The sequence below is a fragment of the Microbulbifer sp. SE14 genome (genome assembly GCF_059834885.1).
In genome coordinates, this window is record NZ_JCBAJA010000023.1 from 38,482 (window position 1) to 52,907 (window position 14,426).

Here is a 14,426-nt window from a genome sequence, read left to right on the forward strand (position 1 = left end):
TGAATGTAAATCTTTGTGTAGGAGTGGCCACCCCGCCGCTCCTGCAGGGTGATGCTCAGGGCTTGCCGTTCCAGCCGACAAAATTTTTCAATAATTGTAGGCCGGCATTGGCACTTTTTTCCGGATGAAACTGGGTGGCGAAAATATTTTCCCGCGCGACCGCGGCGGCGAGGGACACGCCGTACTCCGCCTGTCCGGCGATATCGGCGTTATCCTCGGCGGGTACATAGTAGCTGTGCACGAAATAGAAACGGCTGCCGTCTTCTATCCCTGCCCACAGCGGATGCGCCCGCTTCTGCGCGACCCGGTTCCAGCCCATATGGGGGACTTTCAGCCTCTCGCCGTCTTCCTGCAAATCCTTGCCGAAAAACTTTACCGGCTGCGGGAAGATATCCAGGCAGTCGACGCCGTTGTTCTCCTCGGAGCGACGCATCATGATCTGCATGCCGACGCAGATGCCGAGCACCGGCAGGCCGGACTCGATGGCGTCTTTCAGCAGCGGCGCAAAGCCGGCCTCGACGAAGCCCGCCATGCAGTCACGGATGGCACCGACGCCCGGCACCAGCAAGCGGTCGGCGCCCTGGGCCTGTTCCGGCGAGCTGGCAAGCACCACTTCCTCACCCGGGGCAACTCTCTGCAGGGCACTGGCCACCGAGTGCAGGTTGCCCATGCCGTAGTCGAGAACCACTATCCTATGCATCAGAGCACACCCTTGGTGGAAGGCATGGTGCCTGCCATGCGCGGGTCCGGTGCCATCGCCATACGCAGGGCGCGGCCGAAGGCCTTGAACACCGTCTCCACCTGGTGGTGGGCATTGTGGCCGCGCAGGCAGTCGATATGCAGGGTCACCAGGGCGTGGTTCACGAAGCCCTGGAAAAATTCGTAGAAGAGCTCGGTATCGAAGTTGCCGATGCGCTTCTGGGTAAAGGGCACGTCCATGATCAGGCCGGGGCGGCCGGAGAAGTCCACCACCACCCGCGAGAGGGCCTCGTCCAGGGGCACATAGGCGTGGCCGTAGCGGGTCATGCCCTTCTTGTCGCCGACCGCCTCCGCAATCGCCTTGCCCAGGGTGATGCCGATATCCTCCACCGTGTGGTGGTCGTCGATATGTACATCGCCGTCGCAAGCGACATCCAGGTCGATCATGCCGTGGCGGGCTATCTGGTCGAGCATATGCTCGAGGAAGGGCACCCCGGTATCGAATTTGCCGCGGCCGTCGCCGTCCAGGTTGACGCTGACGGCGATCTTGGTCTCCAGGGTGTCGCGTTTGACGCTGGCCTTGCGCATGGAGGGGGAATCCTCAGTCTGTTTACAAATTGCGGGCGAATAGGATAGAAGGCGCGAATTATAGGACGAATGACCGCCCCTGTGGCCGGTTGGTGACAGATGAAACTTGATTAGTGGCCGGGAGCAAATATCATACGCCCCATGTTCAACCGCACCCGCCAAAGATCCCGCTTCTGGGCCAGCCTGTTGCTGCTGCTTGCACTGCTCGCAGCCCAGCCGCTGTGGGCGGAGCATATCCACCTGAACAACGGCCAGGTGGAGCTGTGCGACCTCTGCTTCAACCATATGCCCGCTGCCTTCGGCAGCGGCTTCCAGTTCGGCCAGCCAGCGCCGGTCATCCTCCACAATACCCGGTCCGCGCCGGTACCGCGCGACTGCCAGCCAGAGCGCCAGAGCGCCAGAGCGCCTCCTACCTCCCTGTCACTCCCGTAGACCACAACACCGATAAGTTTTTTAGGCGACGGCGGCCTGCTCGCTAATGCAGGCCCGCCGCCCGTGTGACAGGAATAAAAACCGATGAACAAGACCAGCAAACTGGCCCTGGCGATCGCCGGCGCCCTGACCGTGCCCGCCACCTACGCTGCCGAGGCACTGGAAGAAGTCAACGTAACCGTATCCCCGCTGGACAAGCCCGCCGACGCGGTGGCCGCGCCGGTATCCGTGCTGTCCGGCGAATCCCTGCGCGACGCCGCCTCCGCCACCCTGGGCCAGACCCTGGAGAGCCAGCCCGGCGTGGCCAACGCCTCCTTCGGCGGCGGCGTCGGCCTGCCGGTGATCCGCGGCCAGAGCGCCAACCGGGTCAAGGTGCTGAACGACAACCTGGACGTGGCCGATGCCTCCAACACCAGCTCCGACCACGCCGCCAGCATCGAGCCGCTGCTGGCAGAGCGCATCGAGATACTGCGCGGGCCCGCCGCCCTGCGCTACGGCAGCGGCGCCATCGGCGGCGTGGTCAATGTGATCGACGGCCGCATCCCCACCGAGGTACCCGGGGAACTCGAGGGCGCGCTGGAGATGCGCCACAACACCGGCAACAGCCAGGACGCCGGCGTCTTCCGCCTGTCCGGGGGTGCCGGCCGGGTGGCCTGGTACCTGGACGGCGTCTACCGCGACAGCGACGATACAGAAATCCCCGGCCTCGCCATCATCCACCGCGAGGAAGAGCACCACGAAGAGGAGCACGCCGGCGAGGAACACGCGCACGAAGAGGAAGAGTTCAACACCGACGGTTTCGTCGGCAACACCAACTCCCGCGCCCACAGCGGAAGCCTCGGCGTCTCCTGGATCACCGACAGCGGCTTTATCGGCCTGTCGGTAAACCAGCTCGAGAACAACTACGGCATTCCCCTGGGCGCCCATCAACACAACCACGGGGAAGAGGAGCACCACGAAGAGGAAGTTGCCGGCGAGGAGCACGAAGAGCACGGGCAAGGCGAGGAGCCGGAAGCCGTGCGTATCGACATGGCCCAGACCCGCTACGACCTCAAGGGCGAGCACCGCTTCGAGGGCGAATACTGGGACAAGCTGCGCGTACGCCTCGGCTACAACGACTATGAGCACACGGAGCTGGAAGCCCACGGAGACCACTTCCACGAGGGCACCCGCTTTACCAACAAAGCCTGGGAGAGCCGTATCGAAGTGACCCACGACGACGGTGGCGAGTGGCGCGGCGCTTACGGCCTGCAGCTGTCCGACAAAGACTTCGCGGCCATCGGCGACGAGGCCTTCGTACAACCGTCCAGGACCCGCAGTGTGGGCCTTTTCACCATGAAGGAACGCGAGTGGGGCAGCTGGCACCTGGATCTGGGCGGCCGCGCAGAACAGGTCTCGATCGATCCGGAGCAGGGGGAAACCCAGGACTTCAACCTGCTGGGCCTGAGCAGCACCCTGCAGTATTTCCTGGCTGAACACCAGCACCTGAGCCTCGGCGCCACCCACGCCGAGCGCGCACCAGTAGCCGAGGAGCTGTTTGCCGACGGCGCCCACCTGGCCGAGGCCCGCTACCTGGAAGGTGAGGAGGACCTCGACAAGGAGAAGTCCTTCAACCTGGAGCTGGGCTACCACCACCACAACGAGGAGGCCAGCGGCTGGCATGCCGCCCGCATCGAGGCCAACCTGTTTTACAACCGCGTGACTGACTATATCTACGCGGCCAACACCGGCGAGGAAAACCACGAGGAAGAGCTGACCGTCTACGGCTACACCAACCGCGATGCGGTCTTCTACGGTGCCGAGGCCTCCGTGCGCTTCCCCTTCGCCGGCGGCCACTACGTGGAACTCTTCGGTGACAGCGTGCGCGCCAGCTTCACCGGCGACCTCCACCTGCATCACGAGGAAGAGGGCGAAGGCGAAGACCATCACGACCACGCCCACGAGGAAGGCGAGGGCCGCGCATACAGTCGCGACGTGCCGCGCATGCCGCCGCTGCGCGTCGGTCTCGCCCTGGGCGGCGACTACGGCCAGTGGAACTGGGAATGGCGCACCACCAGGGCCTCCGCACAGGAACGCGCCGGCGCCTATGAGGAAGCCACCGACGGCTACACGCGTATGGACCTGACCGCGCGCTACAACCTCAAGTTTGGCGACACCGACATGGTGCTCTTCGCCAGCGGCCGCAACCTGCTGGACGAGGAGATCCGCAACTCCACCTCGCTGCTGCGCGACTACGCCCCGGAGATGGGCCGCAGCGTCGAGGCCGGCGTGCGGTTTATTTTCTAGACCACAACTGCTTCAATTGGCCCACCGAGTGCCCCCGCCCATCCGGGCGGGGGCCGAATCTCCTACAATACCCGGATAACTTCCACGCGGGAGGGCAATTGCCGGGAACACCGGACCCCGGTTCGGCATCTCAGGTATCAGTACACCCGGCAACCCTTCTGCGAATAACAGGGATATTTCACTCCATGGCCTGGATCAAGCGCACTTTTATTGCCCTTCTCGTCACCTTCCTGCTGCTCGCCGGCGCCGTCGCCTGGCTGCTGGCCGGCCTCGATGTCAACCAGTACAAGCCGCAGCTGGAGCAGTTGGCGGCCAAGCAGGGCATTGCCCTGAAACTGGACGGCGATATCGGCTGGCAGCTATGGCCGAATATCGCCCTCAAGCTGAAGGGCGTGCAACTGGCCCCGCTGCCGCAGCCGGAGCAACCGCTGGTGCGCGCAGACAGGATCGCCGTCGGCGTGGCGCTGATGCCTCTGCTGAAGAAGCGCATAGAGGCACAGGAAATTCTGCTGATGGGCCCGCAGATCGACCTCACCGTCGACGAACAGGGCCGCGGCAACTGGGAACTGCTGACCGAAGCCATGGAGGCGCAGAAGAAAGAAGAGGCCAAGCAGCCGCCCAAACTGGAGGTGCCCGCGGACAAGACCGGCCAGGACCTCAACCTGGCATTGGAAAAACTGCGCATCGAGGACGGCCGCCTCAGCTACAGGGACGCGGGCAACAAGACCGAATACACCGTGGAGCAGCTGCGCGTGGCCGCCGACAACCTGGTGCCCGGGGGCGAGCCGGGACAGGTGGAGGCCAGCGCCCAGATAAGCGGCAGTGCCCTCAAGCAGCCGGTGGAGCTGAGTCTCTCCAGCACCCTGGCCCTGGACGAGGGCCTGAACGGCCTGCGCCTGCAGCCACTGCAACTGGAACTGACCAGCGGCGAAGCCGCGGCCGAGGTCAACCTGCGCGGCCACGTACGCCGCGCCGCCGCCGGCCAGCCCTGGCAGATCCAGATGAACGTCAACACGGTTGCCGAGCCGTTGCGCCCCTGGCTGGCCGTCACCGGCACCGAACTGGTCACCCAGAGCGGCGCCGTGCTGCAGAAGCTGAGCCTGGAGACCAGCGTCGAGGGCACCGACAAGAAACTCGACCTGACCCCGCTGCAGCTGCAGCTGGACGACACCGTCTTCGCCGGCAGCGCCCAGCTGCGCAACGCCGAGATGCCGGGGCTGGACCTGACCCTGCGCGGCGGCGCCCTGGTGCTGGACGACTACCTGCCGCCGCCGTCGCCGGAGGCCGAGGAGCCTTCAACCGCGGCGCCGGCGGAACCAGTGCCACTGCCGCTGACCGCGATGCGCGGTTTCAACGCCAACCTGGACCTGTCCCTGGAACAGATCAAGGCGGTCGACCTGCAACTGGACAGGCCCCAACTGCAGCTGACCGTCGACAACGGACTCTACCAGCTGCAGAAACTCTCCGCCGACCTCTACGGCGGTGAACTCTCCAGCAACGGCCAGTTCAATGCCCGCGGCCAGTCCGCCGAGGCCAATATCAACGGCGGCCTCGCCAATGTGGAGATCTCCAAGGTGCAGCAGGCCCTCTTCCCCAGCGACAAGATGCAGCTGTCCGGCCGGACCAGCGTCAGCTGGGCCGCGCAGACCCGCGGCGCCGATACCGCCGAGCTGCAGAAGCAGCTGCGCGCCACCGTGCAGCTCTCCAGCGACCAGCTGTCCCTGGCCCCCTTCAACCTGGAGAAGGGCATGTGCCAGCTGGTCAGCTACGCCGAGAAGACCCCGCTGCCGGAACGGGAGTGGCCCGCCAGCACCCGCCTGCAGGACCTGCGCGCCAATATCACCATCGAGGGCGACAAGGCCAAGATCCAGGAGGTGCTGGCCGGTATTGAGAATATCGCCATGACCGGCGACGGCGAGATCGACCTCGAAAAGCAGGAGTTCGACTTCGCCCTGGGGCTGGCCCTGGTGGGCGAGCGCACCTCCGCCGACGGCTGCACCGTCAGGAACGACCGCTGGCGCAACCGCCCGCTGCCGCTTCGCTGCAAGGACAGCTTCGCCGACGCCGGCGTCGGCAGCTGCAAACCCGACAGCCGCCGCCTCGACGACCTGCTGCGCGAAGAACTCAAGTACAAGGCCGAGAAGAAATACGGCGAAAAGGTGGATAAAAAGGTCGAAGAACTGAAAGAGAAATTCAAGGGCCTGTTCAAGCGCGACTGAGTCCCTTTTTGGTACCTCACCATGTAGGAGCCTGCCTGCAGGCGAAAGCTACGAAGCTCTGTTCTTTTCACCTGGCGGATTTTTGCTCCTGCAAAATCTGCATTTCCGCTGGGCGGCACTCCGCCATCCGTGGCGGTCACAGCAAGCTCCTGCAAGCAAAACCGCTAGGATGGGCACAAATCGGCAGGGATTGCCGATTTGGACGCCGAAGGCGCCCGCGAAGCGGGCGAGCGCCAGGGACGGCGCGAGTCAAAGCGCAGCGTGCCCATCAACCCGTCTGAAGTTACCCAATGACCCCAAAACAATTCCAACAAGCCGTCCTCACCTGGTTCGACCGACACGGCCGCAAGGACCTCCCCTGGCAGCGGGACATCACCCCCTACCGCGTCTGGGTGTCGGAGATCATGCTGCAGCAGACCCAGGTCACCGCGGTGATCCCCTACTTCGAGCGCTTTATGGCCAGCTTCCCGACTCTGCAGAGCCTGGCCGGGGCGCCGCTGGATGAAGTGCTGGCGCACTGGAGCGGCCTCGGCTACTACGCCCGCGCGCGCAACCTGCACAAGTGCGCGCAAAAGGTAGTGAGTGATCACCAGGGCGAATTCCCCCGCGACGTCGAGGCCCTGGCCGAATTGCCGGGCATCGGCCGCTCCACCGCCGGCGCCATCGCCAGCATCAGCATGGGGCTGAAGGCGCCGATCCTCGACGGCAACGTCAAACGGGTGCTGGCCCGCTTCGAGGCCGTCGACGGCTGGCCCGGCCAGACCGCCGTCGCCAATCGGCTCTGGCAGCTGGCCGAGACCTACACCCCGGACGGGCGCGGCAACCACTACACCCAGGCGATGATGGACCTGGGCGCCACCCTCTGCACCAGAACCAGGCCCCGCTGCGACGACTGCCCCCTGGCCAAAGCCTGCAACGCCCGCGCCCAGGGCAACCCTCAGGACTACCCGGGCAGGAAGCCGCGCAAGGAGAAGCCGGTGCGCAGCGCCACCATGCTGCTGCTCGAGCACGACGGCGAGATTTTCCTGGAGCAACGCCCACCCAGCGGCATCTGGGGCGGCCTCTGGTGCCCGCCGCAACTGGACGAGGACGACGGCGGCGAGGCCAGCGCGCAGGAATGGCTGGCGGTGCGGGAGCTGCACGCCCAGCAGATCCAGGCGCTGCCGCAGCTGCGCCACACCTTCACTCACTTCCACCTGGATATAGCGCCGGTGTGGGTGCAGCTGGCGAAAGTCCCCACCCAGGTGGCGGAGAGGGGCTGCGGCTGGTATAAACTGCGCCGACTCAACCGCCCCCGCGCGGCACAGGAACTGGGATTGCCGGCCCCCATCGTCAAGCTGGCCAAACAGCTGCTGGCGCTACAGGCGCCGCTGCTGGCCCCCTGCACCGCCGACTGAACCGAGGAGATGTCCATGTCCAGAACCGTATTCTGCCGCAAATACCAACAGGAACTGGAAGGCCTGGATGCGCCCCCCTTCCCCGGCCCCAAGGGCCAGGACATCTTCGAAAACGTCTCCAAAAAGGCCTGGCAGGAATGGATGGCCCACCAGACCATGTTGATCAACGAGAAACGCCTCAACATGATGGAACCCTCCAGCCGCGCCTACCTGAGCGAGCAGATGCAGAAATTCTTGAGCGGCGAGGCCTACGACGAAGCCGAGGGCTTCGTGCCCCAGGCAGACAATGACGAAGGGAAAGACGACTAAAAAGTGAGCGCTCACTCACAGGAAAACTATTTAGCAATCAAAGGCTTGACTCAGCCCCGGGGAGCGGGTTTAATACGCGCCTCGCGACGCCGGGCAAGCCCGGAAACATCGCAAGCCCAGATAGCTCAGTCGGTAGAGCAGGGGATTGAAAATCCCCGTGTCGGTGGTTCGATTCCGCCTCTGGGCACCATCTCCAAACCCGCGTCAGCGCTAGCTTTCGCGGGTTTTTTCTTTCCCGAAACCGGTTCCCGTTTGACGCCAAAAATCGCCATAGTGCCCACCTGTGTCAACGCAAAATGTTTAGCTCCTGAAAGTGGCGACTTCTAGTCGATCATTTGTCTCTCAAGCACAGGCTACCCCCACAAAGACTTTGCGGCTCGGCTCCAGAACTTGCTGATTTTCATAGCACGCCGATCGTTTTTTTGACCGCAATAACATCGAAAATCAAAAATTCTATAAAGCGCTCTCTCATGGAGTAGAGAAGTAAAATCCACTTAACCCCTATATGCTATTCAACTTCTCACCGGGTACGCTGGTAAGCTGCACGGTATGAGGGGCCGATCCACGCATTCAGTGAACGCCGCTGTAGCTGTCGCCCCCTTGTCACTAAGTGGCAATAATTGCATCGACAAAGCCCTTCCTCCTTTTTTTAACAAAAATTGCCTCTATCCCCGCTTGCCCAAACGAACAGTGCGATGAACAGGGGCGCCTGGCCAAGGCACTCAATATTCACACCAATATCAGTCACCTGACCAACGAAAACAACTACCGTGTTTCCGCCATAGGGCCTGCTGGGAGAACCTCTGTTCCTGAATATTGAAGTCGGCGCGAATGCCGGCCTGGCGCCGGAAAGCGAGAGCCCGTTTAGCGACCGCGAGATGGAAGTCATAAGGCTGATGTCAAGTGGGCTTACCAGTGCGGAAATTGCCGAAGAACTGTGTATTTCGCCCAACACAGTAAAGAATCACCGGAAAAATATTCTGCACAAGTCCGATTGCAGGAACACGGGGCAGCTGATCAGCAAGTGTATAACCGAGGGGCTGCTATAGGAGTGCAGGAAAACTCCGCAAGAACCCGGAAAATAGCCCTAAAGGGCTATTGCTGACCGTGTCCGACAGGAGCATTTTTATCGGGAGCCTCAGATTCCCCGAAACAGTCCGGGGCTCAGCGGAACAGGGACATACCGCTTACTGATTAGCCGCGAATATCAGAGCGGGCATCTGTTCGGCTCATCTATTCCCGTCTCCCCATCTATTACATCTCATCATACGCCCGGTCAATAAATACTCGCTGCGGACGAATTGTGTTCGCAAAAAGTCAAAAAGTCATAAAGTGGCAAGCCTGATGTAAGTGAAATGACTTTCTTTCACTGCTCTGTGCCGCAAATCCTCTGATAAACTCCGCCCGACTTACACAAAAGCAATCGATTATTTGGGGATAATCATGATAAGAAAGCTACTCGTCGCAGCGGGTGTAGTGTTGCTCTCCGCCTGTTCAGCCACACCTTACGAAAACTTCGATCCGGCTGCCGTACAGGGCAAGACGACAATGAAAGTCGTGTCCCAGGTACAGCAGGAGGAGATAGTGAAGGAGTTTGTTCCCTCCAATGCCGGCGGGTCCGCCGGGGCGCAGTTTGGCCTGGTGGGTGCACTGGTAGGGGCGGCGGTGGATGCCTCTGTCAACAACTCCCGCGCCAAGGACGCCGAAGCCGCTGTAGAGCCCTTCCGCAACGCCACGCTGGATATCAACGTGCGCAGCATGCTCGAGCAGGCTTTCGCAGACAATATCGAGCGCCTGGACTGGGTGGCGGACAAGAAACTGGTGAGCGAGCAGTTCGAGTCGGATACCAAGATCAAAAACTACCTGGCCTCGCTGGACGAGGAACTGCTGCTGTTGATCAATACCAACTACAGCCTGAAGCCGAACGCCGAGGTCATCGAGTTCACCGCCAACTACTCGCTGTACAACAAGGCAGCTGCAGCCGGCGACAAGTCGACGCCCAAGCCGCTGTACAGCAATATTGCCAAGGTGCAGTCCTACCCACACAACGGCTCCGTCCGCCGCCTCACCGAGGAGGAGAAGCAGGCGGAAATCACTCGCCTGAAGGAAAAATACCCGACCGACGAATCTCTCTCCAAGTCGGTGATTCAGCGCAACCAGAAGAAGCTGGCCAAGGAAATCGCCAAGCTCGACACCAAGACGATCAAGATCCCCAGCCACAATCCCGCCGGCAGCGTTTGGCTGGATAACAACGACGAACTGCTGCGCGAGGAAATATCCGCGGCGCCGGCGCTGCTGGCGAAGATGATCGTCAACGACCTGGGCGGCCGGTACCCGCTGCCGATGGCCGCGGAAACTGACAGCAAGAAGAAACGGGAGACGCAGCTGCTGGAGGAGTTCGACAACGGCATGGTGATCACCCGCCAGCCCAACGGCATGTTGCTCTACAAGCACCGCAAAGCGCCGGTATACACCCTCTTCGGTGCAACGTTTTGAAAACCCGGATCCTGATCGCCTGCGGTCTGCTCGGCCTGGCCGGCTGTGCCACCCAGACCAAGCACTCGGTGCTCGGCCCGGAGCTGTTGCAGCCGGCGGCCCTGTCTGAACAGCCGGGAGGCAGCGCCTGTCCGCAGACCATCGCAGTTGTGGACAGGAGTGTGAAGTCCCGACCACTGAACGAACTGGGCAGCCGCGCGGTGCAATCCGCGGCCGAGGCGCTTCTCGACGATAGTGGGCCGGAGATCGTCGGCGACGGGGGAGAGGCGGAACTACAGGTGACGATCGACCGCGCCTACGTACACTCGCTGGCGACCTCCAAATCCGCGGTGGTGGTCCTTAGCGTCGCCCGCGCCGGCGCCGACAGCGCCACCATCTACCGGGGCAGCTCCGTCGGCGTCAACTGGTGGGGGACTCTGCGCGAGTATGAAGCCGGCGTGACGGAGGCACTGGAAGAGGCGTTAAAGCCACTGAAGGCGGAGCTCCAGCACGCCTGCACCGCGCAGACGCACACCTGACGTCCCGCGCGGAAACAGAAAAAACCGGCTCGATGCCGGGTTTTGCGTTTTGCGTTTTGCGCAGGCTGCCGCCCTCAGTTGGCCCGGTCGACAGCCATGGGCGCCGCCACTTGTTTTTCCACCTCCGCGCCGAACAGGGCGCCCACCAGGCACAGCGCGAAAGGTATCGCGGTGCCAGGTGCCTGGCTGGTGATCAGCTTGCGGTCGATCACCACTGCCTCGTCGCTCGGCTCTTTAACCTGCCCCCTCAGTTCCTTGCGAAAACCGCTGTGGCAGGTGGCGCGATAATCCGAAATCAGTCCGCGCCTGCCCAGGACAACTGCCGGTGAGGCGCAGATGGCGCCGAGCCAGCGGCCCGAATTCAGTTGATCGGCAATCAGCCCGGTCAGGGGATCGCTGTTGTACAGGTGCTCCGCGCCGGGCATGCCGCCGGGCAGGGCGATCAGGTCCCAGCGGTTGTCAGTGCACTCCTCGAGCAGGCAATCCGCCTCTATGGCGACGCCGCGGGAGGCGGTGATGTGCCGGCTCTGCATCACCGAGGCCAGGGTGACCTCTGCTTTCGCGCGGCGCAGTACATCGACGATGGTGACCGCTTCGATTTCCTCGGAGCCGTCGGCTATGGGAACCAGCACTTTCGCCATTGGAATCTCCTCGCAGGTACTCGCTATCTGCTCTTATTAGCCTAGAGCCATACAGACCAGAATAGGCGTATCACATTGGCGCCGAAGCTGTAGGCCGGCTCCTCTCCCGGATTGATGTCGGTGCCCTCGCCGTGCACCCGGACATCGCGGAAGTCGTCATAGTCGAACAGTATATGGTCCCAGTAGAGGTTGACGGTGTTCTTGCGGTCGAACAGGGACCAGCGGTCAGGCAGCACATAGGCGACGCCTATGCCGATCGAGGTGCTGGTGAAATCGCTCAGTTCCTTGTCCCGCGCGCGGAAGTTGGTGGCGTTCAGGTAGGGAAAGAGGTCGCTGTAGAAATCGGCCCCGCTCTGCCGGTAGAAGCGCAGCTTGCCCTCGAGTATCCACTGGTCCTTTTCCTCCAACGGGTGCGTGTAGCGGAACTCGATATTGTCGGCGACTATGCCCCAGCTGTCGGCGTAGTAGCGGTATTCGCCCTTCACCGCGGCGCGGTACGGCAGGCGGTACTTGGTGCGGATCGCCACGGCGTCGCTGTTGCGGGTAGCGGGATAGAGTTCCGGCTGGTAGCTGAAGCCGCTGCCGGAGGCCGGGTCCAGGTAGCGCACGCTGCGGTAGGGGTTGTTGAGGAAGCCCTCGTCGGCGACAGTCTCCACGCTCAGTTCGGCGATCAGTTTCTGGGTCAGTATCTGGTTCCAGCTCAGGGCGTAGCGGCGGTGTTCCGCCTGGGCGGCGAAATTTTCGTCGCCGTTGCGGAACACATCGTCGTTGCCGTAGCTGACGCGCAGGTCCAGGGTGCTGAGGTCGCCGAAGAAAGCCTGGCTGACACCTAGGGAGACTGTCTCCGCCTGGTAGTCGTTCTCCGAGCTGTTGGTGTAGCCGAGGCTGAGGGTGGCCTTGTCCACCAGGTAGTCGGCGCCGAGGGAGAATTCGTCGCGCTGCTCGGAGTAGCGGCTGGCGGTGGCCTGCACATCGATGGAGGCACCGGAGATCATGTCCACATAGTAGTTAGCGGACAGCGACAGGTTGTTGCCGACATTCTTGCGCACCAGTACCGAGGGGCCGTCGATGGTGACTCCGCCGCCGCTATAGGAGTGGTACATGGTGTCGGCGCGCTCTTCGGGCAGCACGGCCGCATTGGCAACCATTGAGCAAAGTGCCAGGATGCAGGCCAGGACGTGTTCGCCTGACAGGCTTTTTGCTCCTGCAAAACCTGCTTTTCCGCCATCCATGGCGGTCACAAACAGGCTCCTACAAACGCTGCCTTTAGCCAATTTGTCAGTTACAGCCACAGCCGCCTCCGCTTCCGCCTTCCGCGCCGCGGGCCGCCTCGCGGGCCTCGTAGACGTGATTCATATAGCCGGCCGCGACCGGATCCCGCTCGAAGCCCATGATCGGGTCGGCCAGGTAGTGGCGCTCGTAAGGGGCCACCCAGGGTGTTGCGGTGCAGCCGCTGAACAGCAGCGCGCCGCAGAGCAGGATCAGTGCGCGGATCATCCTAGAAACCGCAGTTGGGCGCAAAAAAGACAGGTAAAATATTGGTGCGAATAGTGAATTTAAAAATCGCGTGGTCACCTTACTGGTGATGAGTCGATACTTAAATTTGCTAGGCGCGCCAGGAGCTTGCCTTGACTTTCGTGATCCAACTGCGGTTTCTAGGATCATGACTTACTCCCGGATCAGTTCCTTGATGATTTTCTTGTAGGCGGCCTCGTCGCCGTCGCGGTAGCCGCGGTGGATATGGCGCACATTGCCGTCGCGGTCGATGAATACCGAACTGGGCATGGCGTCTATGCCGTATTTCTTGCTGACGTCGCCGGCGCTATCGAAAAGGATCGGGAAGTCCACCGGGATCTTGCCCAGCATCTTCTCCGCGTCGGCGCGCTCGGAATCCACGTTCACACCCCACACCTGGAAGCCGGCGGCCTCGTAGCGCGCGTGCAGCTCGTCCAGCAGCGGCATTTCCTTGCGGCAGGGGCCGCACCAGGAGGCCCAGAAGTTCAGCATTATCACGTCGCCGCGCTGCTCCGCCAGGCGCAGGTTGTCGCCCTTGTTGGAGGCCAGGGTGAAATCGAACGAGGGCTCGGCGGCCAGGGTCAAGTGTGAAGAGAGGATAAGGGTCAGGCCGGTCAGTAATCGAAATAGCATTTTTCTTCCTCTGATTATTTGACTTGTTGAATTCCGGTTGGTGCGCGCGGCGCACCCTACTAGAAGAAAACGGAGACTCCCAGCTGTGCGGACAGATTGTTTGTGGTCTGCGCCTCGCCGAAAATCTCGTGCTCGAACACGTGGTCGCGGAAATCCAGGCGCAGCGCCAGCCAGTCGCTGGCCAGCACCCGCGCGCCGACGCCGAAGTTGTAGGTAAAGTGCGCCTCGTCGGCGAAGGAGGTGTTGCCGACGCCGCCGATCAGGTAGAGGCTGCTGTTCAGCGCCCAATCGTCGAAAATAAAGTACTCGCCGGGAAACAGGTTCCAGCCCAGGGACAGGTTGTAATAGCTCAGCTGGCGCTGCTCGTCGGTCAGCAGCGGCGCCGAGCCGCTCAGGCGCTCGAAGCTGGACTCGCCCAGTTCCGTCTCGCCATAGGCGGCCTCCATAAAGATATCTTCGTTGATATGGTAGGCCAGCGCGCCGCCGTAGACGGTATTGGAGCCGAAGTCCTCCACATTGATCACGCCGCCGAATGCAGCGAACTCGATATTCTCACTGTCGATTTGTGCCTCGCGGATTTCGCGCCGCTCCAGATCCGGCGAGACTATTTCACCGAGTACAGCATCCCCGAGCACGTCGTCACCGCCCTGCGCCTGTGCACCGGCGGAAAATAAGAAAGCTGCAGCCACTGCG

At 62.3% G+C, this 14,426-nt stretch carries 15 protein-coding genes and 1 tRNA gene; 9 read left to right on the forward strand and 7 right to left on the reverse strand.

Annotated elements, in window-relative coordinates:
- Positions 1-55: 55 nt before the first annotated feature.
- Both hisH and hisB read right to left on the reverse strand, forming a co-directional pair.
- A complete protein-coding gene (gene hisH / locus AC6R19_RS15820) occupies positions 56-700 on the reverse strand; it encodes an imidazole glycerol phosphate synthase subunit HisH (protein WP_500580808.1) in 645 nt (214 codons plus the stop codon).
- Entirely contained in the window at positions 700-1,287 is a 588-nt protein-coding gene (gene hisB / locus AC6R19_RS15825; protein ID WP_500580809.1) for an imidazoleglycerol-phosphate dehydratase HisB, read from the reverse strand. Before hisB ends, hisH begins: the two co-directional genes overlap by 1 nt.
- A 141-nt stretch (positions 1,288-1,428) precedes the next feature.
- Here hisB and AC6R19_RS15830 point away from each other — a divergent pair, with 141 nt between their 5' ends.
- The 9 genes from AC6R19_RS15830 (at position 1,429) to AC6R19_RS15870 (ending at position 10,944) form a co-directional block, all read left to right on the forward strand.
- A complete protein-coding gene (locus AC6R19_RS15830) occupies positions 1,429-1,719 on the forward strand; it encodes a hypothetical protein (RefSeq protein WP_500580810.1) in 291 nt (96 codons plus the stop codon).
- Between the two features lie 84 nt (positions 1,720-1,803).
- Positions 1,804-4,005 carry a TonB-dependent receptor gene (locus tag AC6R19_RS15835; RefSeq protein ID WP_500580811.1) on the forward strand — a complete coding sequence of 734 codons (2,202 nt, stop codon included), beginning with the start codon at positions 1,804-1,806 and terminating at the stop codon, positions 4,003-4,005.
- A gap of 185 nt (positions 4,006-4,190) precedes the next feature.
- The gene (locus AC6R19_RS15840; protein WP_500580812.1) at positions 4,191-6,224 is read left to right on the forward strand and encodes an AsmA family protein; all 2,034 of its coding nucleotides are present in this window, start codon (positions 4,191-4,193) and stop codon (positions 6,222-6,224) included.
- A 290-nt stretch (positions 6,225-6,514) separates the two neighbouring features.
- The gene (gene mutY / locus AC6R19_RS15845; protein WP_500580813.1) at positions 6,515-7,621 is read left to right on the forward strand and encodes an A/G-specific adenine glycosylase; all 1,107 of its coding nucleotides are present in this window, start codon (positions 6,515-6,517) and stop codon (positions 7,619-7,621) included.
- Between the two features lie 15 nt (positions 7,622-7,636).
- Positions 7,637-7,930: an oxidative damage protection protein gene (locus AC6R19_RS15850; protein ID WP_500580814.1), complete on the forward strand. Its 294-nt coding sequence runs from the start codon at positions 7,637-7,639 to the stop codon at positions 7,928-7,930.
- A 114-nt stretch (positions 7,931-8,044) separates the two neighbouring features.
- Positions 8,045-8,120 (forward strand) — tRNA-Phe (locus AC6R19_RS15855).
- A 649-nt stretch (positions 8,121-8,769) separates the two neighbouring features.
- Positions 8,770-8,979 (forward strand): response regulator transcription factor, encoded by a 210-nt coding sequence (locus AC6R19_RS15860; protein ID WP_500580864.1) that lies wholly within the window; start codon positions 8,770-8,772, stop codon positions 8,977-8,979.
- A 394-nt stretch (positions 8,980-9,373) separates the two neighbouring features.
- Positions 9,374-10,426, forward strand: a complete 1,053-nt coding sequence (locus tag AC6R19_RS15865) for a hypothetical protein (RefSeq protein ID WP_500580815.1) — start codon at positions 9,374-9,376, stop codon at positions 10,424-10,426.
- Entirely contained in the window at positions 10,423-10,944 is a 522-nt protein-coding gene (locus tag AC6R19_RS15870) for a YajG family lipoprotein (protein ID WP_500580816.1), read from the forward strand. The genes AC6R19_RS15865 and AC6R19_RS15870 overlap by 4 nt, the downstream gene beginning before the upstream one ends.
- Before the next feature lie 74 nt (positions 10,945-11,018).
- Here the strand turns inward: AC6R19_RS15870 and AC6R19_RS15875 are convergent, their stop codons facing one another.
- The 5 genes from AC6R19_RS15875 to AC6R19_RS15895 all read right to left on the reverse strand — a co-directional run bounded on the left by AC6R19_RS15875 (position 11,019) and on the right by AC6R19_RS15895 (position 14,422).
- Positions 11,019-11,585, reverse strand: a complete 567-nt coding sequence (locus tag AC6R19_RS15875) for a DJ-1 family glyoxalase III (protein WP_500580817.1) — start codon at positions 11,583-11,585, stop codon at positions 11,019-11,021.
- 41 nt (positions 11,586-11,626) lie between these two features.
- Positions 11,627-12,733, reverse strand: a complete 1,107-nt coding sequence (locus AC6R19_RS15880) for a DUF3570 domain-containing protein (protein ID WP_500580818.1) — start codon at positions 12,731-12,733, stop codon at positions 11,627-11,629.
- A gap of 130 nt (positions 12,734-12,863) precedes the next feature.
- On the reverse strand, positions 12,864-13,082 hold the full coding sequence (locus AC6R19_RS15885; RefSeq protein ID WP_500580819.1) for a DUF4266 domain-containing protein: 219 nt from the start codon (positions 13,080-13,082) through the stop codon (positions 12,864-12,866).
- Between the two features lie 171 nt (positions 13,083-13,253).
- On the reverse strand, positions 13,254-13,733 hold the full coding sequence (locus AC6R19_RS15890; RefSeq protein WP_500580820.1) for a TlpA disulfide reductase family protein: 480 nt from the start codon (positions 13,731-13,733) through the stop codon (positions 13,254-13,256).
- A gap of 59 nt (positions 13,734-13,792) precedes the next feature.
- On the reverse strand, positions 13,793-14,422 hold the full coding sequence (locus AC6R19_RS15895) for an outer membrane beta-barrel domain-containing protein (RefSeq protein WP_500580821.1): 630 nt from the start codon (positions 14,420-14,422) through the stop codon (positions 13,793-13,795).
- Positions 14,423-14,426: the final 4 nt, after the last annotated feature.